This is a genomic window from Sedimentibacter sp., assembly GCF_032080165.1.
Taxonomy (GTDB): domain Bacteria; phylum Bacillota; class Clostridia; order Tissierellales; family Sedimentibacteraceae; genus Sedimentibacter.
The window spans coordinates 21,540-45,898 of the sequence record NZ_DAMASY010000014.1; the positions used below are offsets into that span (position 1 = coordinate 21,540).

Below are 24,359 nucleotides of genomic sequence, written 5' to 3' on the forward strand. Positions count from 1 at the left end.
TAATCTTAGGAGATATTTCTTATCTAAAACATATTGTATTATATCACATAACACACAAAATGCAAGAAATTTCGGGATTCATCTTGAAGCGTGTCAACAAACTGACATGTCGGTTTGTTGACGTAATGTCAAAAAATGGACAATACAAAAACAAAGCTTATATATGTCATTTGCAATGAACTCTTAAATTATGCGAATTTTAATGAAGAAAATGAAGCTAAATTTGGAATTTCATTAGTTTTTTTATTTTGGCATGCAAATTGCTTAAATAATTTAGAAATCTTTAAATGGGAGTGATATGATGAGAATTGAAGAACATCCTATATTGGAATTTAAAAAAGATAAGAAAATTAATTTTACCTTTAACGGTGAAAAAATTGAAGGATATGAAGGTGAAACCATAGCTGCATCACTTCATGCCGCAGGAGTTAAAGTACTTGGCAAGAGCTTGTTTTTACACAGACCAAGAGGTTTTTACTGTGCCATAGGAAATTGTTCATCGTGCCTGATGACTGTTAACGGTATCGCAAATGTAAAAACATGTGTAACTGATCTTGAAGAAGGAATGATAGTTGAAACTCAAGAAGGCAAGGGAGTGATAGTATGAAACAGGCAGAATTAGTTATTATAGGTGGAGGTCCTGCCGGTTTATGTGCGGCAATCAGTGCAGCTAAAAGCGGTGCCAAGGTCTTAATAATAGAAAGAAATAAATATTTAGGCGGTCAATTAGTAAAGCAGACACATATGTTTTTTGGCTCTGAAAAACAATATGCATCGACACGAGGAATCGATATTCCCGAGATTTTATTGAATGAACTTGATAAGCATAAGGAAAACGTTGAGATATTAACAGATACCACAGTGGTGGGAATGTATGAAGACGGTGTTATAACTGCACTTCATAAGGAAGATGATTTTTTCAAAATTTCAGCTAAAGCGGTAGTTGCAGCAACGGGAGCTTTTGAAAAATCATTGGCTTTTCCAAACAATGATCTTCCGGGAATTTACGGAGCAGGTGCTGTTCAAACCTTGATGAATGTTCACGGGGTTAAACCGGGGAACAAGGTTTTAATGGTTGGTGCAGGAAATATAGGTTTAATAGTAAGCTATCAATTAATGCAGGCAGGTGTTGAGGTAGTTGCAATATTAGATGCCGCTCCTAAAATAGGAGGTTATCTGGTTCATGCCTCAAAAATAAGAAGAATGGGCGTACCGATTTTAACATCACATACGGTAAAAGAAGCCATAGGCAAGGACTTTATTGAAAAAGCGGTAATATGCCAAGTCGATGATAAATTCCAACCCATAGAAGGAACCGAAAAAGAATTCGATGTTGATGTTATGTGTATTTCGGTAGGATTGACTCCGCTTAACGAGCTTCTTGCCATGAGGGGATGTCAAATGAAATATGTTCCTCAGCTGAGCGGATTTGTTCCCGTAAGAAATGAGAATTATGAAACTACAATTGAAAATGTATTTGCGGCAGGAGATACAACAGGTGTTGAGGAAGCAAGTGCAGCTATGGTAGAAGGATACCTGGCAGGTCTTTGTGCAGCTGCAAAAATAGGATATAAGACAGAAGATTTTGATGAAAGAAAAAATGACTTCGTAAAACAATTAGATGCGCTTCGTTCGGGACCTGTAGGCAAGCATATATTAGCAGGCATTGAACAAATAGTAGTATAGCAGGAGGATATGATGTTCGAGAAAACTGGAATACCAAGTAAAGAAATGATAATGGGTAAATTCCCTTCTATAGAAAGAATTAACAAGGGACCGGTTGCGGTTATAGAATGCTATAAGGAAATACCCTGTAACCCATGTGAAACCGCATGTAAATTTGATGCAATAAATATAGGTGAAGATATAAATACCATACCTGCTGTTACTTCAGATAATTGTACCGGCTGTGCAATTTGTTTGACAAAATGTCCGGGACTGGCAATTATGATAGTTGATGGTTCTAAATCTGAAACTACTGTCATAATAAAAATACCATATGAATTTTTGCCGTTGCCGAAGGTTGGAGATACAGTTATGGGACTAGACAGAGAAGGGCGACACATAACCGATGTGAAGATTGTTGGTGTATTAAATCCTAAATCATTTGACAGAACTCCGATTGTTACTGTGGAAGTTGACAGAGATTACTTATATGATTTAAGAAATATTAAAGTGGAGGCAAAGTGATGAATGAAAATACAATAATCTGCAGATGCTCTGATGTTACATTAAAGCAAGTAAGGGATTTAATTAACGACGGTTATGTAACATATGATGAAATAAAAAGAATAACCCGTATTGGAATGGGACCATGTCAGGGAAAAACGTGCGGACAGCTTGTGATGAGAGAAATTGCAAATATGACAGGTCAAAATATAAAGGATATAAAATTTCAAACTACAAGACCTCCGGTTGTGGGAGTAAAATTAGGATTAATAGCACAGGAGGGAAAAAAGCATGAAGAATAAAGCTGAAGTTGTTATTATAGGAGCCGGCATATCAGGTTGCTCAATAGCTTATAATTTGGCTAAAAAGGGTGTAAAGGATATTGTTGTTATAGATAAAAGCTACATTTGCAGCGGTTCGACAGGAAGATGCGGAGCAGGAGTCAGAATGCAGTGGGGAACTGAAATGAACTGCAAAATTGCAAAGAAAAGCATAGAATTCTATGAGCGCGCCAATGAAATTTTAGAATATGAAAGAGATGTAGAATTTAAACAAGAGGGATATTTACTTGTTGCAGATACTGAAAAGGAATTAATTCAATTTAAAAAGAATATAGAACTTCAGAACAGCTTGGACATTCCTTCTAAAATGTTAACCTTGCAGGAAGCCAAGGAAATTGTACCATACCTGAATACGGATGTATTAAAGGGTGCTGCTTTTTGTAAAAAAGACGGATTTTTAAATCCTTTTAAAACTACGGATGCATTCTACAGAGCAGCTAAAAGATTAGGAGTAGAGTTTTATACATTTACTGAAGCCACTGATATTAAGGTTGAAAACAATAAAGTAGTGGGTGTTGAAACAAATAAAGGTTATATTTCAACAAACATCGTAGTAAACGCAACAAACGGATATTCTAAAAAACTATGCGATTTGATTGGATTGGATATACCTGTTTATTCAGAGAGGCATCAGATTCTTGTTACAGAGCCTGTTGAGCCGATGCAGGGTCCAATGGTTATGTCTTTCGCACTTAATTTTTATATTCAGCAATCACCTGAGGGCTCTTTTATAATGGGTAGAGGCGATGAAAACGAACCAAGGGATTTGAGAATTACTTCAAGCTGGCATTTTGCCGAAGAAATGGCTAAAACAATTGAAAAAGTTCTGCCGCCTATCATGCAGCTGAGAATGGTGAGACAGTGGGCAGGACTATATAATATGACTCCTGATAAGCAACCGATTTACGATAAAGCGGAAAATGTTGAAGGCTTTTATCTTGCTGTCGGCTACAGTGGTCATGGATTTATGTTTGGACCGGTAACAGGAGTTGTTATGTCTGAAATGATTTTAGGAGAAAAACCTACGATAGATGTAAGTATGTTAAATTTAAACAGATTTAAAACCGGTAATTTGATTTTGGAACCATCAGTGGTATAAAGATGCCCTAACCTTGTGGCATTTATAAATATTTGATATAATAATCGCAAATTAATGATTAATGATTAAGGGAGGTTTAAAGTGAGAAAAAAGTATTTTGACAGGTTAGTAAAAATTTTGCATGACAAAAATATTGATGCAATGCTTATAGCACCATCAGAGGAAATGGAATTTATAATGGACCATAACACACATTTATGTGAAAGATTCCAGGCATTAATAATTAAAAAGGACGGAACATATTTTTATATTTGTAATTTGCTGACTGTAGATGAAGTACAGGCGGTATTAGGACCGGATATAAAAGTCTACGGTTGGTTTGACGGAGATGTATTTACCGATACGGTTAAGAAAGCCTTTGAAGAAAATGACCTTATTGGAAAAACAATTGCAGTTAACTCAACAGAAAGGGCCTTCATTGTTCTTCAGATAATGGAGACAACAGATGTTAAATTTGTTAACGGGAAACCTCTTCTTGAAGAAATGCGTATGATAAAAGATGAAAATGAGCTTAATGATTTAAGAATGGCAGCTCGTATAACTGATGAATCCTATGAAGAATTATTAAAATTTATAAAACCGGGCATAAAGGAAGCTGACATAGCAAGAAAGATGAACGAAATTTTCAAAGAAAAAGGTGCCGATGAAGGATTTACTATGGTGTGCTCAGGACCCAATTCATCCTATCCTCATTACAACTCGGACCAAAGAGTTATACAGGAAAAAGACATAATAATTTTAGACTGGGGATGCAAGTATAATGGTATGTGCGCGGATATGTCAAGAACTGTGTTCGTAGGAGATATCACTGAGGAGGAAAGACAGGTTTATGAAATAGTACTTAAATCTCAGGAAGAAGGAGAAAAGGCTGCTGTTAAAGGAGCATACATACCTGAAGTAGATAAAGCGGCAAGAGACGTTATAAAAGATGCCGGATATGAAAAGTATTTCTTCACTCGTCTTGGGCACGGTATCGGATATTCAGTTCATGAGGCTCCGGACATAAAGAAAAGCAATCAAAGATATCTTGAAGAAGGAATGGTATTCAGTATTGAACCGGGTATCTACATAGCAGGCAAATTTGGTATGAGAATAGAAAACATTGTTGCAGTAACAGAAAACGGTAACGAAATTTTAAATAAGGCATCTAAGGAAATTAAAATAATTAAAAACGTATAATTTATGATTAATGAATTAAAGGATTTGTGGTTTCTGCAAATCCTTTAATAATTAAAACAGTATAATTAATAAAGCTTGTAAATTTTTCATATATTATTTATAATTAATTTATATATTAATTAGTAAGGAGAAATAGATGGACTTTAAAAATGCTGCTATAAGCTTGCATAAAAACAATGTGGTTGTAGATACTCATTTAGATTTAGCCGGAGAAATATATAACAGATATTTAGCCGGAGAAAAAGAAGTAATTAAGAACAGGTACCTTGAAAATTTCAAAAATGGCGGCTTTAACATCATAGTATCATCTTTATTTATGGATGATATATTTTTGCCGGAAATGGGATTAAGAGTTGCATTAGGACAAATCAGAGCTTTGATGGAAGATATAGAAACATGTGACGGAGAGGTTGTTTTAATTAAATCAAAAAATCAGCTGAATCATTGTATAAGAGAAAATAAAATTGGAATTATATTATCATTTGAAGGTTTAGATCCAATAGGTAATGATATAGGACTTTTAAGAATATTTTACGAATTAGGAGTAAGGGCTGCAGGCTTAGTATGGTCAAGGAGAAACTATGTTGCAGACGGTTGCAGCTTTAATTCTGTGGAAGAGGGACAAAGAGGCGGTCTTTCAAGATTTGGAGTTAAGGCAGTAAAAAGAATGGAAGAATTGAATATGCTTATAGATGTAAGCCATTTAAATGATGAAGGATTTTGGGATATACTTAAATTTACCAATAAACCTTTTATTGCTTCTCATTCCAATGCAAGAGCCTTACATGGAAGAATGCGTAATCTTACGGACGAACAAATAAAAGCAATTGCAGGAAGAAATGGTGTAATAGGAATAAATGCGTATAAAAATATTGCCGGTGTAAGTGATGATGAGGATCCTATTAAGAAGTTGGCTGATCACATAGAGTACATGGTTAAATTAGTTGGAGCTTCTCACGTAGGATACGGCTTTGATTTATGTAACAATTATTATGAAAGCGAAATGAAATTTAAGTTTGAACCTTTCAACAGTGACAGCTTAAGCTCTCATGCTGATGCGGTGTTGTTAACTGAAGAAATTTTAAAAAGAGGTATATCAGAAGATGACGCGAAATTAATTATAGGCGGAAACTTTTTGCGGGTTTTTAATGATGTACTGCAATAATTAAACGAATGGATGTGAAGCAATGAAGTATTTTGTCAAGGAGTGGGTCATACCTGTTATTATAGCTTTGGTTATTGTATTGTTATTAAATAAATTTATTTTTATTTTAGTAACAGTTCCTACAGGTTCAATGGAAACAGCAATAGTGCCCGGAGATAGATTATATGTCAACGAATTATTTGATATAAAGGATGCTAAAAGAGGAGATATATTAGTTTTCAAATCTGATGAATTAGAAGAAAAACGTCTTGTTAAAAGATTGATTGGCTTACCCGGAGAAACTGTGGAAGTAAAAAATGACGGAAGTGTTTATATAAACGGAGAGAAGTTAGATGAGCCATATGCAATTAAAGCTGAAGGCATATCGAAGATATTTAATATTCCTGAAAATCATTATTTATTTTTTGGTGACAACAGACCTCTTTCCTATGATGCCCGTTATTGGAAAAACCCGTATATAGAAGAAAGCAAAATAATCGGAAATGTAATTTTTAGATTTTTCCCATTTAACAGAATAGGGAAAGTAGAGTAGGAGGGTAAATATGGAAAGAGTATTAGAAGGGTTAAAACCGGAAAAAGTATTTTATTATTTTGAAGAAATTTCTAAGATACCAAGATGTTCCGGCTATGAAAAAGAGATTTCGGACTATTTATATAACTTAGCCGTATCTAAGGGATGGGAAGTTATACAGGATGATTATTTAAATATAATTATTAAAAAACCTGCAACAGAAGGCTATGAAAATGCGCCTGTTGTTATGCTGCAGGGGCATATGGACATGGTATGCGAAAAAAACGAAGGGGTTCAGCATGATTTTAGTAAAGACCCTATAAAATTAAGAATAAAAGATGGATGTATTTATGCAGCCGAAACCACCTTAGGTGCGGATAATGGTATTGCTGTTGCTTATGCATTATCCATTTTGGATTCAGATGGCTTATCACACCCGGCACTTGAGGTTTTAATAACTTCAGATGAAGAAAAGGGTATGACAGGTGCTGACAAGGTGGATGGAAGTATTTTTAAAGCTAAGTATCTCTTGAATTTAGACAGCGAGGAAGAAGGAGTATTTACATGCGGCTGTGCAGGCGGATGTGGAATTGAATTTAAAATTCCGGTCAAATATCAGGAAGTAAAGAAGAATTGCTGCAAGCTTAGTGTAAAAGGTTTATCGGGAGGTCATTCAGGTACGGATATTCATAAAGAAAAAGGAAATGCCAATAAATTATTAGGCAGAATCCTTTATGATTTATATGATTATATAGATTTGATAAATATAACAGGCGGTTCAAAAGGCAATGCAATACCAAGAGAAGCTAATGCATATATTGCTGCAAACAATATAGAAAAAGTGAAAAATAAAGTGAATTTATGGAATGAAATTTTAAAAAATGAATATATAACGACTGATTCTGATATTGTAGTTATTCTTGAAAATATGAATGAAGAAGCGGCAGTATTAGACAGAGATGTATTTAAAAAGGTTGTCTCTGCCATAAATCTGATTCCGAACGGACCATTGTCAAGAAGTACGGTTATTAACTTTGTAATAAGCTCTAATAATCTTGGAGTTATTACTCAGGATGATAAATATATAACACTACATAATCAGGCAAGAAGCTCAGTAAAATCTTTGATGACAGAGAACTTGGCTTTTGTAATGGCGCAAATAGGAGAAAGCCTGGGAATAGAATGTTTTATTTCCGGATACTATCCCGGTTGGGAATTTAAAGAAAAATCGGGAATAAGAGACATTTGTGTAAAAAGCTATAAAGAAACATATGGAAAAGAACCGAAAGTAGGGGCAATACACGCAGGACTTGAATGCGGACTTTTAATGGAGAAAATCAGTGGATTAGATGCAATATCCTTAGGACCTGATGCCTTTGATGCTCATTCGCCAAATGAGCATGTAGACATAAAATCCGTAGAAAATGTATATAATTTATTGATAAACATCCTTGAAACAATTAAATAAGTCGTAAAAAAATGTTCGTGTATTATTTACAAAACAGGTTTTTTGAATGCAAAAAAATGTTTGCATTTTTGTGAAAAATGAGAAAATATGTATATAGATACAATTGTTTCAGATGCAAACGTGTTCTGAAATATGGTAAGCTTAATATCTGAATGCGTTTGCAGTGTTAAAAAAAACGATTTCTATTACATGAATATTCATTGAGAGCATAATAATAAAAAATATTGAAATATGAATTTTGTTGTGTTATAATGATTTACACATTAATTGTAAGAGGATATTCAAAATGTGGTAAAGGATTTGTCAAAAAGGGAAATCTTCTTAGTAATTCTGTAATTATATTTGGAGGTATTATAATGAGTTCAAAATTGGCATTATATATTTGTAAAAGGTTAGCCCTTGCAGTTATTACTATATTCTTAATAATAACTATTACATTTTTTACAATGCACAGTATTCCAGGAGGTCCTTTCTTAAGTGAAAAATCGCCGAGTGCCGCCGTTACGGCAGCATTGGAAGCAAAATACGGATTAGACAAGCCGGTAAGCGAACAGTACACAACATATTTAAAAGGCGTTGTTAAGTTTGATTTTGGTCCATCGCTTAAGCAAAGGGGCAGGGATGTAACTACGGTTATTCTAAACGGATTTAAGGTCAGCGCAAAGTTAGGAGGAACCGCAGCGGCGTCGGCTATTGTTCTCGGTTTAGTATTCGGTTCAATTGCAGCGGTTTTCCATAATAAATTATTGGATAGGGTTATCATGTTTATTTCTACGGCAATGGTGGCTATGCCCTCGTTTATTATAGCGACGTTGTTACTTTTGATATTTTGTGTGAATTTAAAAATTTTTCCCGCCAACGGTAATGAGCCGGGGGGCTTGGTATTGCCTATAATAGCCCTCAGTTTATATCCGATGTCATACATCATCCGCTTGACGAGGTCAAGCATGCTTGATGTGCTTGGTCAGGATTATATAAGAACAGCCAGAGCCAAGGGTGTAAAGCCTGTTAAGGTGTTATTCAAGCATGCTCTGCGTAATGCGGTAACGCCTGTTATCACGTATGCAGGTCCTATGATTGCCTATATAGTAACAGGAAGCTTAGTAGTCGAAAAAATATTGGCGGTACCGGGGCTCGGAAAAGAATTCGTTTCAAGCATTATAAACCGTGACTACACAATGATAATGGGTACAACAATATTTTTGGCGACACTTGTAATAGTAATGATGCTTATAACAGACATCCTTTACAAGGTATTTGACCCAAGAATTGATTTGTCGTAGAAATGGAGGTTAATGACATATGAATAATCAAGACACTATGCCAAAAAAGAATTTACTCAGCTTTCAGCTTAATTTAAAGGATTTCGAAAAAGCAACGGATGAGGAAAAGCTGCAGCAGGTCAGAATGAGTGAAAGCACCACATTCTTTAGAGATGGGATGAGGAGATTAAGAAAAAATAAGATTGCAATGGCTTCATTGTCTATAATAATATTAATTGCATTGATAGTTACCTTTGTACCTATGGTTTATCCCTACACATATGAACAACAGTTAGGGGTAACGCAAGGAAAAAGAATAGATAAAACCTATAATAATTTAAAGCCGTTTGAATATGGTGAAACAGAGCTTGAAAGAATTGCAAACGGCGAAAAAGTGTTCCCGCATATTTTCGGAACAGACTCATCAGGAAGAGATTATGCAATCAGAGTTATATACGGCGGAAGAATTTCCTTGTTAGTTGGATTTTTTGCTGCTATAATAGTACTGATGATAGGTATTGTTTACGGCTCCATAGCCGGCTACTTCGGCGGGCGCGTCGACCTTTTTATGATGAGAATCGTAGATATTATTTACTCATTACCGGACATGCTTATGATAATTTTATTCTCTGTAGTACTGAAGCAGACATTAGCTCCTTCTATAGAAGGTACTGCATTGGCTAAGATAGGTACCGATATGATAAGTATTTTCATAGTATTTGCCATATTATACTGGGTAAGCATGGCGAGGCTTGTACGCGGACAGATATTATCAATAAAGCAGCAGGAATATATATTGGCAGCAAAATCAATCGGAGCTAAGCCATCAAGAATAATTAAGAAGCATTTATTGCCCAATACTATGAGTGTAATAATTATATCAACCGCTTTACAGATACCTACGGCTATATTCACAGAAAGCTTTTTAAGCTTCCTTGGTCTTGGTGTATCCATACCGATGCCAAGCTTGGGTTCTTTAGCTTCAGATGCACTTTCAGGTATTTACAGTTATTCTTATAGACTTGTAATACCGGCAATCAGTATATGGTTAATAGTACTTTCTTTTAACCTGTTGGGTGATGGTTTAAGAGATGCCTTTGACCCTAAATTAAAGAAGTAGAGGAGGAATAGAATGAGTTTATTATCAGTAAAGGATTTGCATACTTCATTTTTTACCTCTTCAGGAGAGGTTAAAGCAGTTAATGGAGTGTCATTCGATTTAGAAGAAGGAAAGGTACTGGGAATAGTTGGAGAATCAGGTTCGGGAAAGAGCGTAACAGCATACTCCATACTTCAGATTCTAACTAATCCAGGCAGAATTGTAAGCGGAAGCATAAAACTCAAAGGACAGGAATTAGTCGGTTCAAGCAAAGAAGCTATGCAGAGCGTCAGAGGTAATAAAATAAGTATTATTTTTCAGGATCCTATGACAAGCTTAAACCCTGTTTTCACTATTGGAGATCAGCTGATGGAAGCTATTATGCTTCATACAAAAAGAAATAAAGAACAAGCTAAAGCAAGAGCAATTGAAATGCTTAAGCTTGTGGGTGTAAACGAGCCAGAAAAAAGAATCAGTCAGTATCCCTATGAATTTTCAGGCGGTATGAGACAAAGGGTTATGATTGCCATGGCTTTGGCCTGTGAGCCGGATATATTAATAGCAGACGAGCCTACTACAGCTTTGGATGTTACTATTCAGGCGCAAATACTTGATTTAATGAAAGACTTGCAGAAACAGTTAGGAATGGCTATAATTCTTATTACACATGATTTAGGAGTAGTAGCGGACATGTGTGATGAAATAATAGTAATGTATGCGGGTGGAATTTCTGAAAGAGGTACATCTGATGACATATTCTACAATCCTAAGCATGAATATACAAAGGGACTGCTAAAATCAATTCCTAATGCTCAAAGCAAGGAACGCCTTCATCCGATTGGAGGAAATCCGGTAGACCTGTTAAATATGCCTGACGGATGTCCGTTTACACCGAGATGTGAAAATGCAATGAAAGTATGTCTTTACAAAAATCCCGGCGAAATCGAAATCAGCGAAACTCATTTTTCAAGCTGTTGGATGAATATTAAGGATGGAATTGAGAACCAGACATTAAATATAAAAGAAGTAGAGGAGATGTATGATCATGAATAAAGAAAAAAACAATCTTCTTGAGGTCAAAAATTTAAAGCAATATTTCGATATTCCGACAGGTTTATTAAAGAGCAAACCGCTTAAAGCAGTTGATGATATATCATTCAATATTAAAAGGGGTGAAACCTTAGGTCTTGTTGGCGAATCCGGCTGCGGAAAGACTACCGTAGGAAGATCCATATTACAATTGTATAAGCCTACAGGCGGAGAAATAATATTTAACGGACAAAAGATTGAGAGTCCGAAATCTATAAATTATTTAAGAAGAAATGCACAAATGGTATTTCAGGATCCGTATTCATCACTTAATCCGAGGATGACTATCGGTGACATAGTAGGAGAACCGTTAGATGTATTGAAGCTTTTCAAAACAAAAGCCGAAAGAGAGGATAGAATTAATGAATTAATGAGTATAGTCGGACTCAACAGTGAGCATTCAACTCGTTATGCACATGAGTTTTCAGGCGGACAAAGACAAAGAATCGGTATTGCGAGAGCATTAGCTGTTGAACCCGAATTCATTGTTTGTGACGAGCCCGTTTCAGCTCTTGACGTTTCTATCCAGGCACAGATAATTAATACTTTTGAGGATTTACAAAACAAATTAGATTTAACCTATTTATTCATAGCGCACGACCTGTTGGTTGTAAAGCATATTTCAGACAGAATAGCCGTAATGTATTTGGGAAGAATGATGGAATTGGCACCGGCTGATGAATTATACGATCATCCTCTGCATCCGTATACTATTTCCTTATTGTCTGCAGTTCCTGTTCCTGACCCTGAATATGCAAGGAATCACAGGAGAATTCTTCTTGAAGGAGATGTTCCGAGTCCGCTTAACATGCCTTCCGGATGTCCGTTCAGAACAAGGTGTAAAAAAGCTACTTCCGAGTGTAAGGAAGTTAAGCCGGAATTAAGAGAAATTGCACCTGGTCATCATGTAGCATGTATAAACGTATAAGAAACAGATGACAATTCAATTTACCCGGTATTTCCGTTATTGTCGGAATACCGGAGTGAATTTTACATATTTGATAGACGAGATTCAGTAATTAAAAGCTTAAAGAGATTCAAAGCTTTACTCAATGTGATATTAATTTTTATAATTAATATAAATTTAAAATTTGGAGGGATTTTAATAATGAAAAAAATCGTATCTATTCTGTTGGTGCTATTGATGGTATTTTCTTTAGCAGCATGTGGAAATAACACTACACCACCGGCAGAACCAAATGAACCAAATGAACCAAATGAACCAGGTGAACAACCGGCAGAAATTGCTGAAAGCATGACACTACATGTTGGTGCATATCCGGATACTATTGACCCGGCTCTTAACAGTGCAGTTGATGGTGCGACTTATATAATCCATAACTTTGCAGGATTAGTAGGTTTCAGACAAAAAGCCGATGGAGGATTAGAGCTTTATGCAGATTTAGCTAAAGAATTACCTGCACCTGAAGAAACTGCAGACGGCATGGTTTCATACACTTTTGAATTGAAAGACGGTCTTAAATGGAATGACGGCTCAGACTTAACAGCTCATGATCTCGTATATGCTTGGAACAGAGCGGCTGATCCGGAAACAGCTGCTGACTATGGATATATGTTTGATGTTATCGATGGCTATGCTGACGTTGCTGACGGAGTTGAAGGGGCTAAATTAAATGTAACAGCATCTGAAGACGGCAAATCATTGACAGTTGTATTACCTGTTGATGCACCATATTTCCATGAATTATGCGCCTTCCCGGCCTATATGCCTGTTAAAGAATCTGTAGTTGAAGGTAATGAAGCATGGGCTACAGTAGCTGGAACTTACATAGGAAACGGTCCTTACAAGGTTGTTGAATTCTCACAAAGTGAATTGGTAATGCAGAAGAATGAATTTTATCACAATGCAGATGCTGTAAAAACTAATGAAATCAGATTTGCTTTTAATGATGATGATGGTTCAACATTAGCTAATTATCAGAACGGATCATACTTATTTATTGACCAAGTTCCGAATGATGAAATTAAAGCGTTACAAGCAAATTATCCGGATGAATTCTTTATAGCAGGTCAATTGGGAACTTACTATGTTGCGTTTAACGTAAATGATAAAGCATTTGCAGCTTTTGATGAAGCAGACAAAGCACAAATAAGAAAAGCTCTTTCACTTATGATTGACAGAAATTATATAGTTGAAGAAATTGGTCAGGCAGGACAGCAACCGGCTAATAGTTATGTTCCTATCGGATTAACAGAACCTGACGGAAAAACAGAATTTGTAGCAAAAAACGGCCCTAACGGAGACGGAGCAGGATATTACAGTGTAGATCCTGATGATTATGAAGCAAATACAGAAGAAGCGGTTGCTTTATTGAGAGAGGTTGCTGAATCTTCAGGTAAATTTACGGTTGGTGATGATGGCAAGGTTTCAGGAGGATTCCCAACACTTGCATATTTAACAAATGAAGGAACAGGCCATGAAGCTATAGCTGTTAACCTACAGGCTACATTTGCACAATACGGAATCAATATGACTATTGATAAACAAGAATGGAGCACATTCCTTAACACAAGAAAAGATGGTAACTATTCAGTTGCAAGAAACGGCTGGTTAGGTGACTACAATGATCCTATATCATTCTTGGATATGTGGATTACAAACAGTGGAAACAACGACTCACAACTTGGCAGAGGAGAACATGCGACTTATGCTGGTTACTCTTACAAGGGTGAATCAGGCAAAACATGGGCAGAATCATATGATAAGCTAATCAATGAAGTAAAAACAACTAAAGATCCTGAAGAACGTTTTGCTTTAATGCATGAAGCTGAAAATGTTCTTATGACAACAGGCACTGCTTGCCCGATTTATTACTACACAGATATATTCATGATGAGTCCGGAGCTTGAAGGTGCATTTGCAAGTCCATTAGGATTTAAATATTTCATGTATGCTTATACAGCAAAATAATTAATTTTATACAAGAAAGGGGCATTGCCCCTTTTTGTTATTGTATTGAGGTGTGTTTTATGAAATACAAAATGATTGTTTCGGATTTAGACGGAACACTTCTTGATGATGAAAAACAAATAAATGATAAGAATATATATATATTGAATGAATTACATAAAAAAGGTATCGAAATAGTAATAGCCACAGGCAGAAATTATTATATGGCTAAAAAACTGATTGAACCAATCAATAAATTAAATCCCGTAATATTATCAAATAACGGATCAGTGGTGAGACAGTCTCATAATGATAAGGTTTTAAATTATAATTATCTCGAACCATTATTTTTCGAAAAAATATATAACGAGGGTTTAAAAAGAAATTTAAATCCTTTTATACATGTAGATGAATACGACAACGGCTATGATATAATATATGAAAAAGAAGAATTTGAAACAGAATATTCAGGCTATATTAAAAAAGACTATAACAGAGCCAGACTGATAAAATTTGATCCCGTAAGTACCAATAAGATTTTATCGGTTTGTTACTTTGATGAATATAATAAACTCAGTGATTTTGGTATCGAAATGACTAACCAAAAATATTACAATACAATTTTTAACAGAAATTTAGGAAATTACGCATTATTAGAATTTTTGCATCTTGAGGGCTGCAAATGGTACTCTTTAAGGAAATACGCAGAACAAAGAAATATGCGACCAGAAGATATTATTGCCTTAGGTGATGATAATAATGATATAGAAATGTTAAAAAATGTGGGTATGGGCATTGCCATGGTCAATGGAACCGAAGAAATTAAAAAGGCAGCAAAAAGAATTTCGAAATTTGACAATAACAATTCAGGAGTGTATCACGAGCTGAAGGAATTATTTAAATTGAAATAAAATATAAAAGCTTTGTACATATTTCTATCTGTCATAAATATAATGTATTAATATTATGTTTATCGAGGAGGAAATATGAAAATAATAACTGCAATAGCTTCAATACTTATTATTATCGGTGCATTAAACTGGGGTCTTTATGGAATATCAAAAATTGATATAGTAGAATGTTTATTTGGCGGTTGGAAAAACAAATTTGGAAGAATAGTTTACTTATTGATAGGAATTGCCGGACTTTATTCGTTACTTTATGTAATATTTGCGTAAACGTCAGTATTTGTTTGTTCTTAACATAATTATTGTGTCGTCCTGAACGTGTGAAGAATCTCATTGATTGTACATGAGATTCTTCGCTTATGTTCAGGATGAGCGACTGACATCAAATCGTAGATTTGGGTCATCTGCTCACTTAAATACACTTGTTACTCTGCCCATCATATTGTTTTTTTGTATGCTTTCAGTTAACATTTCTGCTGAGCCCATAGCAATTTGTGCCAATCCAAATCCTATTAATCCATTTTTATATGAATCGGGAATATTTGAATTTCTTAATGCAAATCCTGTTGCTGTTACAACTGTACCTATAACTGTTGGAATCATTCCGTTTCTCATTTATACCTCCGTGTTTTATTAATATTATCTGTTAGTTCACTTACAGCATAAGCTACTAACACCAAATCAAAGATTTGGGTCATCTACTTATATTATCTGTAAAATGTTTTAAATAATATGATTAATTTATTGGTAATAAAAGATAAAATTTCAATAAGGATCTTCGTCTGTTATTGATTATTAGCTGAAAATTGTTTATAATAAGCTAATAATACTATTTTGTAGGAATAATATGGCTGAATTATACAATGAATATTCAAATTATTTAAAAGAAAAATATGGTGAAAAGGTTTATAAACTTCCGATCAATATACCATGCACCTGTCCAAACAGGGATGGTTCAATAGGCTATGGAGGTTGTACTTTTTGCGCTGACGTCGGAACAGGCTTTGAGAGCTTAGACAGCTCATTAAATGTTAAGGAACAAATAAAAATAAATATGGATTATATTAAAAAAAAGTATAAGCCGAAAAAATTCATAGCTTATTTTCAAAATTATACAAATACATATCTTGAATTAGAGGCATTTAAAAACTATATTAGGGAATCCATAGTTGATGATATCGTTGAAATATCAATTTCTACTCGTCCGGATTGTATTTCTGAAGATTATCTTATATTTCTTGATTCTGTTAAGAAAGAATATAATATCAATATCTCAATAGAACTGGGGCTTCAAACAGTAAATTACCATACTCTTATTTCAATAAACAGAGGACACACTCTCTCAGAGTTTATTGATGCAGTGTTAAGAATAAAAAAATATGATTTTGAAATTTGCTCCCATGTTATTTTAAATTTACCGGGAGATAACATAGTCGATACGATTGAAGCTGCTAAAATACTGACAGTATTAAAGGTTGATCAGGTAAAAATTCATTCACTTTACATAATGGAAAATACTGTAATGGGAATATTATATAAAAATAAGGAAATAACTGTAATAACAAAGGATGAATATGTGGAACGGGTTATTACTTTTTTGGAGTACTTACACAAGGATATAGCAGTTCAAAGATTAGTTGGCAGAGCTCCTGAGGAAAATTCTTTATTTGTAAACTGGGGTATAAGCTGGTGGAAAATTAAGGATGAGATAATAGATAAAATGAAAGAAAGCGGGCGTTATCAAGGGTCTAAAGTTAAGACACAAATGGAAATGTAAATAAACTGTAAAAAATAAAAATAAGTAGTGTAAACATTTTTTGTTTGTGGTACAATATAAATGTAATTAACTTTTATAAAATTAAAGCGTAGGAGTGTGATTATTATGGTTCAATTAATTTGTGGACACAATGGCACTGGCAAAACAAGAAAAATGATTGATATGGCAAACAAAGCGATCGATAGTATACAGGGAAAGATGGTTTTCTTAGAAGCGAACAACAGACATATATTTGATTTGGATTATAGAATCAGATATATTAACACAAAGGAATTTGGACTAACAAACGCGGAGCAGTTTCATGGGTTTGTATGTGGCTTAATCGCAACTGATTATGATGTAGAATATGTGTACATAGACGGACTGTATAAGATAGCGCAGGCAGGTTTAGAACGTTTAGATGAAGTAGTTAACAGATTAGAATATTTATCTGAAAAATTCAATGTTAATTTTATTATGAGTGTAAATCATGACTATGAAGATATTCCGGAAGGGTTGAAAAATAAAATAATATTAGAGGCAGTAATGTCATAATTAATATAATGTGGATGGTTTGAAAATCATTCGCATTTTTTATGCCCTACCGCCATTTGTACAAGCGACAGCGCAGAACAAATTTGATTCGTTCCTCTGCGATTGCTTGCCCTTACAGTATAAGCGACTGACACCAAATTAAAAATTTGGGTCATCTGCTTAAAAGTTTAGATCATCTGCTTATTGCTAAATTGTATGTTTTCTGATAAAATTAAGGTGCTTTATAGTATGACAATTTAGAAAGAGTGATTTTATGAATTATTTCAAGCCAAACAAAACTATCTTTGATGATTTTTTTGAACATAGGGATTCTTTGATAATTCAACATATGAATGGCGACATAAACAAGAAGGAATATTTGGAGTTAAACTATAGGTATATGATAGATAAAAGCATTAAGCCCTTCCAGCGCATAGACAGCTTTGAAAAGGGTATGTATAACTATCAGTACTATAATATGATGGCAAAGTACCACAAAATGATTGCTCAGGGAATTAAGGACAAGGGAAAGCATATAAGCTATTACCAAAAATATTTGGGAGAAGCGGATTATTATTACAACGAAAAGGATAAAACCACTTTTCGATTATTAAGGTTTTTACATTTTGAAAATATTGAAGCATATTTTATTAAAATGGAATCATCTGTTCTTGAAGGAAAATTATATGAAATAGTCCTTGGAGATTATGAGTATGCAGTACTGCATTCAAAAAGCATATGGCTTTTAGAGGTTTTAAGGAAAGAAAATGTATTTTCAGATAAAAGAAAAAAATCTGTAATTGATTATTATGTAAATTCTAAATACTAAAAAATCAATGGACAGGTAATGGATTTGCAGTTGACTATCAATTGAATAACAATAGAAATCGAGAGTGAAATGTACTCTCGATTCTTTATCAAATACTTATCTATAGCCAATCAATCGCCGGCCTATTGCCATTCCATTGTTTCTATTATTGAGCATTAGCTATTATTTTTATTATGTTGTCTAAGGATGTTCCTACTTCTATATCGAAAGTACCGCTTCTTAATCTTGTATCTAAGCCAAGTTCAACTGATCTGTCCAAGAAATCTTCCTTGTTTTCAATTAAATTTGAATTTAAGAGAATATCTCCTATTTTAGAAGGAAATGAACCTTCGGGGATATTAATTGTTGCAATTAATCCGCTGTTTTCAACCGGTTTTGTAGGTTCTTGAGAGGGCTCTTCGTCATCCGGTTCACCTTCCGGATCTTCTTCAACTTGTCCCGGGTTTTCTGGGCTTACTGGGTCCTTATCTTCATTGTCGGCTATTATCTCAGGTAAATTATCCTTTATTACCTCTTTTTCTATACCCTTATTCATCAGTATATTAAATCTCCAGCCCAAAATTACAACCATTACCAATATTACCGTCACTATTAATCCGTAGTCTGTAATATTATATAAAAAATCTCTTATAGCGTTTATAATTTTTTTCATTTGGTAACTCCTTGACTTATACTGTTTTAATTTTAATACGCGGACAAATATTTGTCCGCAACATAGGAAAACAGTATATACTAATTCGCTCTAAGGGAACATATTTAATGCGAATTAGTATTATTCCCCTTAAAATATATTAGCACAAAAATGTTTTTTATACAATAAGTACATGCAATAAAAACTTGTTAATTTTATCAAATATTTCAATTCATTATATACATATCGAGTAATTTTGGTATAATAAAGTAATATACATAGTAAATATCGGAGAAATTATGAAAGAAATCAGAATAACAAACAATGAAGAAGGTCAAAGATTAGACAGATTTTTAAAAAAATATTTAAATAAAGCAAATCAGTCGTTTATTTATAAAATGATAAGAAAGAAAAATATAAAGATTAATGACTTAAAGGCAGAGCCGGAAACCATTTTGAAAAAGGATAACTTGGTGCAGCTTTATTTATCTGATGACACAATAAATAAATTCAGAGAAAAGAAAACTTTAAAGCAGACGGACATTCATTTTAAAGTGGTTTATGAGGATGATAATATTCTCGTAGTAAATAAACCTGTCGGGTTAAGCACGCAGCCGGATGTAACGAGCAGCAGAAATTTAATTGACGAAATAAAAATGTATCTGGATGCAAAGGAAGAAAATATAAGCTTTACATTTAAACCGGCAGTCTGCAACAGATTGGACAAAAATACATCGGGACTTGTTATTGCCGCAAAAAATTATGACGCATTAAAACAAACCAACAGAGCAATCAGAGAAAGAAGCATAAGAAAATTTTATGTTGCCAAGGTTCACGGTATAATAAAAGAGGATTTAGAGCTAAGGGATTATTTAATTAAAAATGATGAAAAAAACATGGTAAAAATAGTTAAGAAAACAACAGAAAATTCAAAAAAGGTTGTTACATATGCACATCCGATAAAGACAGAAAATAATTTTACATGGCTTGAAATAGAAATAGAAACAGGCAGAGCCCATCAAATAAGAGCACATCTTTCATCCGTAGGTCATCCTGTTGCAGGAGATAAAAAATATGGCAGAAAGGACAGCGAAAAGCATCAGGTTCTTCATGCATACAAGCTTATATTAGATGGCTATGTAGATAATTTGGCTTATTTAAATAAAATGGAGGTGAAATCAGAAATAAAGGACAGATTCACAATATGAGGAGGAAATTGATGAAAATTGAATTGTTAAATAAAAATGAAATAATAGATGTTGAGAGTAACGAATCACTTTATTCGATATTAAAAAGAGAATACAAGGATGACTATATCAGCTATTTAGGTGCCAAGGTAAATAATAAGGTTCAATCATTGGAATATGATAAATTAAATGAAAATGATAAAGTTCGATTTTTGGATATTAAAGATAGTGACGGACACAGAATTTATGTCAGAACATTATCACTTATTTATATAAAGGCGTGCAAGGACATTTTTAATGATATAGAGGTAGAAATAAAGCATTCTTTAAATAAGGGTTTGTATACAGAGTTAAAGAATAAGCATTTAATTTCTAAAAATCAACTCATTAATATTAAAAATAGAATGAATGAAATTATTGAAGACAGAAGACCTATTAATAGAATTTGCATCAGTATAAATGAAGCGCAGGAAATTTTCCTGAAGCAAGGTATGACAGACAAGGTAGAGCTTTTGAATTACCGCAAGGAAGATTACGTGAAAATATATGAATTAGATGGATATTATGATACCTTTTACGGACATATAGCGCCAAGCACGGAAGTAATAAATAGTTTTGATTTAAGGTTGTTTTATCCGGGAATAATATTAAATTTTCCTACAGCTGAAAGTGATTTCGAGCTGCCTGAACATATTGAGCAAAAGAAGCTTTTTAAGGTATTCAAGGAAGCAGAGGATTGGGGAGAAATAATGAATGTAGGGCATGTGGGTGCCTTAAACAAGAAAATTGAAAACGACATTATTGATGATATGATTCGTATCAACGAAGCGCTCCATGAAAAGAAAATAGCTTATATTGCAGATGCTATAACTTCAGATAAGAACATAAAAATTGTATTAATAGCCGGACCTTCTTCATCAGGTAAAACTACATTTGCCCAAAGGTTGTCTATACAGCTGAGAGTTAACGGTAAAAAAACATATGCTATTTCACTTGATGATTATTTTGTGGATAGGCGCCTGACTCCTAAAGATGAAAATGGAGATTTTGATTTTGAAACAATAGACGCTTTAGATTTAGATTTATTCAATGAACACTTAATAAGCTTAATGTCAGGCGAAACAGTAAATATTCCGGTTTTTAATTTTGTAAAAGGAATTAGGGAATATACAAGAGAGCCGATTACACTGACACAGGATCACATAATAATAATTGAGGGCATACATGGCTTGAATGATGAATTAACCAAGCAAATACCTCAGATGAACAAATTTAAAATATATATAAGTGCATTAACTCAATTAAACATTGATAATCACAATCGTATTTCAACATCAGATTTAAGATTGATAAGACGAATCGTGAGAGACAATACACACAGAGGAAATAATGCGCTTAAAACCATGCAGCTCTGGAGTAATGTGGTTAGGGGAACTGAAAAATATATATTCCCATATCAGGAAAATGCAGATGCAATTTTTAATTCAGCACTTGTTTATGAGCTTTGTGTTTTGAAAAAATATGTAGAACCTGTTCTAATGGAAATAGAAAAAGACAGTGAATTTTATGCTGAAAGACAAAGGCTGCTGAGGTTCTTAAGCTATTTTAGAACTATTGAAAATGAAGACGCTATTGTTAATACGTCTATCGTAAGAGAGTTTATTGGGGGAAGCTGCTTCGAATAACAGCTTCCTAAAAGTCGTTCATACTTATTTTTCCTTTTTTCATGCCTACGCTTAGTACCAAGCCGATACTTACCGTATTGACGAGCATAAATGTACCGCCGTAGCTTATAAAAGGAAGAGGAATTCCCGTAACGGGTAAAAGCCCCATAGTCATACCTATATTTTCGAATATGTGGAAAAATTGCATTGCGGCAATTCCGGTAACTATCAGTGAACCGAATAAATTAGCCGCATTCCTTGCTATTCTTATGAGTCGGTAAAACAATATACCGTATAAGCTTAATAAAAGCAAACCGCCTATAAGCCCCAATTCTTCTCCTATTACCGCAAATATGAAGTCTGTTTCCTTGGTGGGAAGATAATTCAATTGATTTTGAACACCCTCATACAAGCCTCTTCCATAAATCATTCCCGAACCAATAGCAATCTTTGATTGAATAACATGGTATCCTGTATCCTCGGGATCTAATTCAGGATAGAAAAATGTGACGATTCGGTCTACACGATAATCCTCAGTGGGTACATAATCCTGCATAATATTGTACAATACCACTAAACCTATAACTATAAGTATTAAGGCAATTATAAGAACTGCTATTATATACTTTCTGTCAATTCCTGCAACAAAAAGCATTACAGCAATGAAAAATACAAAAACCAATGCTGTTCCTAAGTCCGGTTGCATTAAAATAAGTGCTATAGGGAAAAATGCAAATACTAAGACTTTAATAAGAATTGCAGGATTATTTATATTGTCCTTATGGATGTCAATAAATTTTGATACAGAAATAATGACACCAAATTTAGCTAATTCTGACGGCTGAAAAACTATAGAACCTATGCTCATCCAGCTCCTGACATCACCCCATTCGGGAGCTTTTACAGGATTTATTAATACATAAATTAAAAATGCTATTGTAATGCCGTAAATGGGAAGATAAAATCCTCCATATATATCATAATCAATGAATAACAATATAAACACAGCAACCATACCTAAAGCAAATGCCGTTATTTGAGTTTTTAAAAACGGCTGACTTCCAAAAGTTTTACTTAAAGTAGCGCTGTTAATAACTATAAATCCATAAATACACAAAATTATTGTGGTGAACAGTAAAATAAAATCAAACCTTTTAAGCTTGTTATCTTTCTTAAACATATTGTACATTCCTTTTAAAATCTATTTGTCTATAATACTGATTCGCATTAAATTAGTTCCCTTGAAGCGAATTAGTATATACTGTTTTCCTGTGTTGCAGACAAATATTTGTCCGCATCTAAAATAAGAACAGTATAAATCAGCTAATTATAACATATTTTAAACATTTGCAAAACAAATTTTTGCAAAAGCCAAAGATTTACATAGTATGACACTTATGATATAATTAATACATTATATTAAGGTTGGTAGATATATGATAATATTAGGCATAGATCCGGGGCTTGCAATTTCAGGATATGGAATAATAAATTATTCAGGCAATAAATTTGAGGTTATAGATTATGGTGCTGTTACTACTGAAAGCTCCGAGGAATTTCCAAAACGTCTTAAGAAGATTTATGACAGCTATATGAATATATTCGATGTATACAAGCCTCAGGCCGTGGCAATAGAGGAGCTGTTTTATAACAAAAATTCTAAGACTGCAATCGCAATAGCAGAAGCGAGAGGAGTACACCTGTTAGCTGCAGAAAATAAAAATATACCTCTTTATGAGTATACTCCCCTTCAAATTAAACAGGGTATAGTAGGATACGGCAGGGCAGAAAAAAAGCAAATTCAGGAAATGGTAAAGGTTATATTAAAGTTGGACAAGATACCTAAGCCGGATGATGTGGCTGACGGCTTGGCATTAGCAATATGTCATGCTCATTCATTAAAATTTGCAGACAGCTTTAAAATCATTAAATATTAACGATTAAATTTGGAGGAAAAATGATCAGCTATATCAAAGGCACGGTTGTAAAAAAGGGATTAGATTACATAGTGATAGATAACAATAATATGGGTTATTTCGTTAACACTTCACTTTCAAGCTTAAACAAGCTTTGTGAAGGAGAAAAAGCGACCATTCTTACATATATGCACATAAGAGAAGATATTATAGCTCTTTACGGATTTTTAACATCAGATGAAATTGAATTGTTTAAAAAATTAATATCTGTTAACGGAATCGGTCCAAAGGCAGGACTTTCTGTACTGTCTACATACGAATCAAATATGGTTAAAGAAATCATATTAAAAGAAGATGTAAATCGAATGTCCAAGGTTCCCGGTATAGGCAAAAAAACTGCAAGTAAAGTTATTCTTGAATTAAGAGACAAGATTGGAGTTATAGAAGGAGTAGCCGGTGATATAGAGGGAACAGGGATTTTCCGGACTGAATGTGAATCATCTGATATATTAAGTGCTTTAATCAGCTTAGGATTTAATTCTTATGAAGCTAAAAAGGTATTAGATAAAATAGATGTTGAAGGAAAAAGTGAAAACGAAATTATCAAAGAGGCGTTAAAAAATATAAATAGGCAGGTATGA

General features: G+C 33.9%; 26 protein-coding genes. 23 read left to right on the forward strand and 3 right to left on the reverse strand.

The genetic code is table 11. The features are described 5' to 3' along the window. Nucleotides 1–301 precede the first annotated feature (301 nt). The 16 genes from RT412_RS15625 (at nt 302) to RT412_RS15700 (ending at nt 15,471) form a co-directional block, all read left to right on the forward strand. Nucleotides 302–607: a (2Fe-2S)-binding protein gene (locus RT412_RS15625; protein ID WP_313340872.1), complete on the forward strand. Its 306-nt coding sequence runs from the start codon at nt 302–304 to the stop codon at nt 605–607. Further along, nucleotides 604–1,686 (forward strand): NAD(P)/FAD-dependent oxidoreductase, encoded by a 1,083-nt coding sequence (locus RT412_RS15630; protein WP_313340870.1) that lies wholly within the window; start codon nt 604–606, stop codon nt 1,684–1,686. Before RT412_RS15625 ends, RT412_RS15630 begins: the two co-directional genes overlap by 4 nt. A gap of 12 nt (nt 1,687–1,698) precedes the next feature. Continuing rightward, complete coding sequence (locus RT412_RS15635) at nt 1,699–2,190, forward strand: 4Fe-4S ferredoxin (protein WP_313340867.1); 492 nt, start codon at nt 1,699–1,701, stop codon at nt 2,188–2,190. Beyond that, nucleotides 2,190–2,471 carry a (2Fe-2S)-binding protein gene (locus tag RT412_RS15640; RefSeq protein WP_313340864.1) on the forward strand — a complete coding sequence of 94 codons (282 nt, stop codon included), beginning with the start codon at nt 2,190–2,192 and terminating at the stop codon, nt 2,469–2,471. The genes RT412_RS15635 and RT412_RS15640 overlap by 1 nt, the downstream gene beginning before the upstream one ends. Next, nucleotides 2,461–3,609: an FAD-binding oxidoreductase gene (locus RT412_RS15645; RefSeq protein ID WP_313340861.1), complete on the forward strand. Its 1,149-nt coding sequence runs from the start codon at nt 2,461–2,463 to the stop codon at nt 3,607–3,609. Before RT412_RS15640 ends, RT412_RS15645 begins: the two co-directional genes overlap by 11 nt. 81 nt (nt 3,610–3,690) lie before the next feature. Continuing rightward, the gene (locus RT412_RS15650) at nt 3,691–4,788 is read left to right on the forward strand and encodes a Xaa-Pro peptidase family protein (protein WP_313340859.1); all 1,098 of its coding nucleotides are present in this window, start codon (nt 3,691–3,693) and stop codon (nt 4,786–4,788) included. Between the two features lie 136 nt (nt 4,789–4,924). Then, on the forward strand, nt 4,925–5,953 hold the full coding sequence (locus tag RT412_RS15655) for a membrane dipeptidase (protein ID WP_313340856.1): 1,029 nt from the start codon (nt 4,925–4,927) through the stop codon (nt 5,951–5,953). Nucleotides 5,954–5,975: 22 nt separating this feature from the next. Then, nucleotides 5,976–6,485 carry a signal peptidase I gene (gene lepB, locus RT412_RS15660; RefSeq protein ID WP_313340854.1) on the forward strand — a complete coding sequence of 170 codons (510 nt, stop codon included), beginning with the start codon at nt 5,976–5,978 and terminating at the stop codon, nt 6,483–6,485. 10 nt (nt 6,486–6,495) lie between these two features. Continuing rightward, a complete protein-coding gene (locus RT412_RS15665; RefSeq protein WP_313340852.1) occupies nt 6,496–7,932 on the forward strand; it encodes an aminoacyl-histidine dipeptidase in 1,437 nt (478 codons plus the stop codon). Nucleotides 7,933–8,300: 368 nt separating this feature from the next. After that, entirely contained in the window at nt 8,301–9,215 is a 915-nt protein-coding gene (locus RT412_RS15670) for an ABC transporter permease (RefSeq protein WP_313340958.1), read from the forward strand. Between the two features lie 19 nt (nt 9,216–9,234). After that, the gene (locus tag RT412_RS15675) at nt 9,235–10,314 is read left to right on the forward strand and encodes an ABC transporter permease (RefSeq protein ID WP_313340850.1); all 1,080 of its coding nucleotides are present in this window, start codon (nt 9,235–9,237) and stop codon (nt 10,312–10,314) included. Nucleotides 10,315–10,326: 12 nt separating this feature from the next. Then, nucleotides 10,327–11,346 (forward strand): ABC transporter ATP-binding protein, encoded by a 1,020-nt coding sequence (locus tag RT412_RS15680; RefSeq protein WP_313340848.1) that lies wholly within the window; start codon nt 10,327–10,329, stop codon nt 11,344–11,346. After that, the gene (locus tag RT412_RS15685; RefSeq protein ID WP_313340846.1) at nt 11,339–12,310 is read left to right on the forward strand and encodes an oligopeptide/dipeptide ABC transporter ATP-binding protein; all 972 of its coding nucleotides are present in this window, start codon (nt 11,339–11,341) and stop codon (nt 12,308–12,310) included. Before RT412_RS15680 ends, RT412_RS15685 begins: the two co-directional genes overlap by 8 nt. 180 nt (nt 12,311–12,490) lie before the next feature. Then, a complete protein-coding gene (locus RT412_RS15690) occupies nt 12,491–14,314 on the forward strand; it encodes a peptide ABC transporter substrate-binding protein (RefSeq protein ID WP_313340844.1) in 1,824 nt (607 codons plus the stop codon). Nucleotides 14,315–14,373: 59 nt separating this feature from the next. After that, the gene (locus tag RT412_RS15695) at nt 14,374–15,204 is read left to right on the forward strand and encodes an HAD family hydrolase (protein WP_313340841.1); all 831 of its coding nucleotides are present in this window, start codon (nt 14,374–14,376) and stop codon (nt 15,202–15,204) included. 75 nt (nt 15,205–15,279) lie between these two features. After that, nucleotides 15,280–15,471: a DUF378 domain-containing protein gene (locus tag RT412_RS15700; RefSeq protein WP_313340839.1), complete on the forward strand. Its 192-nt coding sequence runs from the start codon at nt 15,280–15,282 to the stop codon at nt 15,469–15,471. 138 nt (nt 15,472–15,609) lie between these two features. Here RT412_RS15700 and RT412_RS15705 read toward each other — a convergent pair whose 3' ends face one another. Then, nucleotides 15,610–15,816, reverse strand: a complete 207-nt coding sequence (locus tag RT412_RS15705; RefSeq protein WP_313340836.1) for an asparagine synthase — start codon at nt 15,814–15,816, stop codon at nt 15,610–15,612. A 232-nt stretch (nt 15,817–16,048) separates the two neighbouring features. On the opposite strand from RT412_RS15705, the gene RT412_RS15710 reads away from it, so the two are divergent. The 3 genes from RT412_RS15710 to RT412_RS15720 all read left to right on the forward strand — a co-directional run bounded on the left by RT412_RS15710 (nt 16,049) and on the right by RT412_RS15720 (nt 18,320). After that, a complete protein-coding gene (locus RT412_RS15710) occupies nt 16,049–16,978 on the forward strand; it encodes a TIGR01212 family radical SAM protein (protein ID WP_313340834.1) in 930 nt (309 codons plus the stop codon). A 105-nt stretch (nt 16,979–17,083) separates the two neighbouring features. Next, a complete protein-coding gene (locus tag RT412_RS15715; protein ID WP_313340831.1) occupies nt 17,084–17,512 on the forward strand; it encodes a hypothetical protein in 429 nt (142 codons plus the stop codon). A gap of 253 nt (nt 17,513–17,765) precedes the next feature. Then, the gene (locus RT412_RS15720) at nt 17,766–18,320 is read left to right on the forward strand and encodes a DUF6648 family protein (protein WP_313340829.1); all 555 of its coding nucleotides are present in this window, start codon (nt 17,766–17,768) and stop codon (nt 18,318–18,320) included. Between the two features lie 145 nt (nt 18,321–18,465). Here the strand turns inward: RT412_RS15720 and RT412_RS15725 are convergent, their stop codons facing one another. After that, nucleotides 18,466–18,972, reverse strand: coding sequence for a hypothetical protein (locus RT412_RS15725; protein ID WP_313340827.1), 507 nt, complete (start codon nt 18,970–18,972; stop codon nt 18,466–18,468). A gap of 278 nt (nt 18,973–19,250) precedes the next feature. On the opposite strand from RT412_RS15725, the gene RT412_RS15730 reads away from it, so the two are divergent. Both RT412_RS15730 and RT412_RS15735 read left to right on the forward strand, forming a co-directional pair. Then, nucleotides 19,251–20,159: an RluA family pseudouridine synthase gene (locus RT412_RS15730; protein WP_313340825.1), complete on the forward strand. Its 909-nt coding sequence runs from the start codon at nt 19,251–19,253 to the stop codon at nt 20,157–20,159. 11 nt (nt 20,160–20,170) lie between these two features. Then, on the forward strand, nt 20,171–21,823 hold the full coding sequence (locus RT412_RS15735; protein WP_313340822.1) for a nucleoside kinase: 1,653 nt from the start codon (nt 20,171–20,173) through the stop codon (nt 21,821–21,823). A 7-nt stretch (nt 21,824–21,830) separates the two neighbouring features. Here RT412_RS15735 and rodA read toward each other — a convergent pair whose 3' ends face one another. Further along, nucleotides 21,831–22,982, reverse strand: a complete 1,152-nt coding sequence (gene rodA, locus RT412_RS15740; RefSeq protein ID WP_313340819.1) for a rod shape-determining protein RodA — start codon at nt 22,980–22,982, stop codon at nt 21,831–21,833. Nucleotides 22,983–23,238: 256 nt separating this feature from the next. Here rodA and ruvC point away from each other — a divergent pair, with 256 nt between their 5' ends. Beyond that, a complete protein-coding gene (gene ruvC / locus RT412_RS15745; protein WP_313340817.1) occupies nt 23,239–23,739 on the forward strand; it encodes a crossover junction endodeoxyribonuclease RuvC in 501 nt (166 codons plus the stop codon). Between the two features lie 20 nt (nt 23,740–23,759). Continuing rightward, on the forward strand, nt 23,760–24,359 hold the full coding sequence (gene ruvA, locus RT412_RS15750; protein ID WP_313340814.1) for a Holliday junction branch migration protein RuvA: 600 nt from the start codon (nt 23,760–23,762) through the stop codon (nt 24,357–24,359).

What these genes read in the sequence shown, in the direction of transcription:
- RT412_RS15715 (WP_313340831.1), top strand. Translation starts at nt 17,084, where the DNA reads ATGGTTCAATTAATTTGTGGACACAATGGCACTGGCAAAACAAGAAAA.
- RT412_RS15630 (WP_313340870.1), top strand. Translation starts at nt 604, where the DNA reads ATGAAACAGGCAGAATTAGTTATTATAGGTGGAGGTCCTGCCGGTTTA.
- RT412_RS15655 (WP_313340856.1), top strand. Translation starts at nt 4,925, where the DNA reads ATGGACTTTAAAAATGCTGCTATAAGCTTGCATAAAAACAATGTGGTT.
- RT412_RS15675 (WP_313340850.1), top strand. Translation starts at nt 9,235, where the DNA reads ATGAATAATCAAGACACTATGCCAAAAAAGAATTTACTCAGCTTTCAG.
- ruvA (WP_313340814.1), top strand. Translation starts at nt 23,760, where the DNA reads ATGATCAGCTATATCAAAGGCACGGTTGTAAAAAAGGGATTAGATTAC.
- RT412_RS15695 (WP_313340841.1), top strand. Translation starts at nt 14,374, where the DNA reads ATGAAATACAAAATGATTGTTTCGGATTTAGACGGAACACTTCTTGAT.
- ruvC (WP_313340817.1), top strand. Translation starts at nt 23,239, where the DNA reads ATGATAATATTAGGCATAGATCCGGGGCTTGCAATTTCAGGATATGGA.
- RT412_RS15685 (WP_313340846.1), top strand. Translation starts at nt 11,339, where the DNA reads ATGAATAAAGAAAAAAACAATCTTCTTGAGGTCAAAAATTTAAAGCAA.
- rodA (WP_313340819.1), bottom strand. Translation starts at nt 22,982, where the DNA reads ATGTTTAAGAAAGATAACAAGCTTAAAAGGTTTGATTTTATTTTACTG.
- RT412_RS15705 (WP_313340836.1), bottom strand. Translation starts at nt 15,816, where the DNA reads ATGAGAAACGGAATGATTCCAACAGTTATAGGTACAGTTGTAACAGCA.
- RT412_RS15645 (WP_313340861.1), top strand. Translation starts at nt 2,461, where the DNA reads ATGAAGAATAAAGCTGAAGTTGTTATTATAGGAGCCGGCATATCAGGT.
- RT412_RS15640 (WP_313340864.1), top strand. Translation starts at nt 2,190, where the DNA reads ATGAATGAAAATACAATAATCTGCAGATGCTCTGATGTTACATTAAAG.
- RT412_RS15635 (WP_313340867.1), top strand. Translation starts at nt 1,699, where the DNA reads ATGTTCGAGAAAACTGGAATACCAAGTAAAGAAATGATAATGGGTAAA.
- RT412_RS15680 (WP_313340848.1), top strand. Translation starts at nt 10,327, where the DNA reads ATGAGTTTATTATCAGTAAAGGATTTGCATACTTCATTTTTTACCTCT.
- RT412_RS15730 (WP_313340825.1), top strand. Translation starts at nt 19,251, where the DNA reads ATGAAAGAAATCAGAATAACAAACAATGAAGAAGGTCAAAGATTAGAC.
- RT412_RS15710 (WP_313340834.1), top strand. Translation starts at nt 16,049, where the DNA reads ATGGCTGAATTATACAATGAATATTCAAATTATTTAAAAGAAAAATAT.
- RT412_RS15625 (WP_313340872.1), top strand. Translation starts at nt 302, where the DNA reads ATGAGAATTGAAGAACATCCTATATTGGAATTTAAAAAAGATAAGAAA.
- RT412_RS15690 (WP_313340844.1), top strand. Translation starts at nt 12,491, where the DNA reads ATGAAAAAAATCGTATCTATTCTGTTGGTGCTATTGATGGTATTTTCT.
- RT412_RS15700 (WP_313340839.1), top strand. Translation starts at nt 15,280, where the DNA reads ATGAAAATAATAACTGCAATAGCTTCAATACTTATTATTATCGGTGCA.
- RT412_RS15735 (WP_313340822.1), top strand. Translation starts at nt 20,171, where the DNA reads ATGAAAATTGAATTGTTAAATAAAAATGAAATAATAGATGTTGAGAGT.
- lepB (WP_313340854.1), top strand. Translation starts at nt 5,976, where the DNA reads ATGAAGTATTTTGTCAAGGAGTGGGTCATACCTGTTATTATAGCTTTG.
- RT412_RS15720 (WP_313340829.1), top strand. Translation starts at nt 17,766, where the DNA reads ATGAATTATTTCAAGCCAAACAAAACTATCTTTGATGATTTTTTTGAA.
- RT412_RS15725 (WP_313340827.1), bottom strand. Translation starts at nt 18,972, where the DNA reads ATGAAAAAAATTATAAACGCTATAAGAGATTTTTTATATAATATTACA.
- RT412_RS15665 (WP_313340852.1), top strand. Translation starts at nt 6,496, where the DNA reads ATGGAAAGAGTATTAGAAGGGTTAAAACCGGAAAAAGTATTTTATTAT.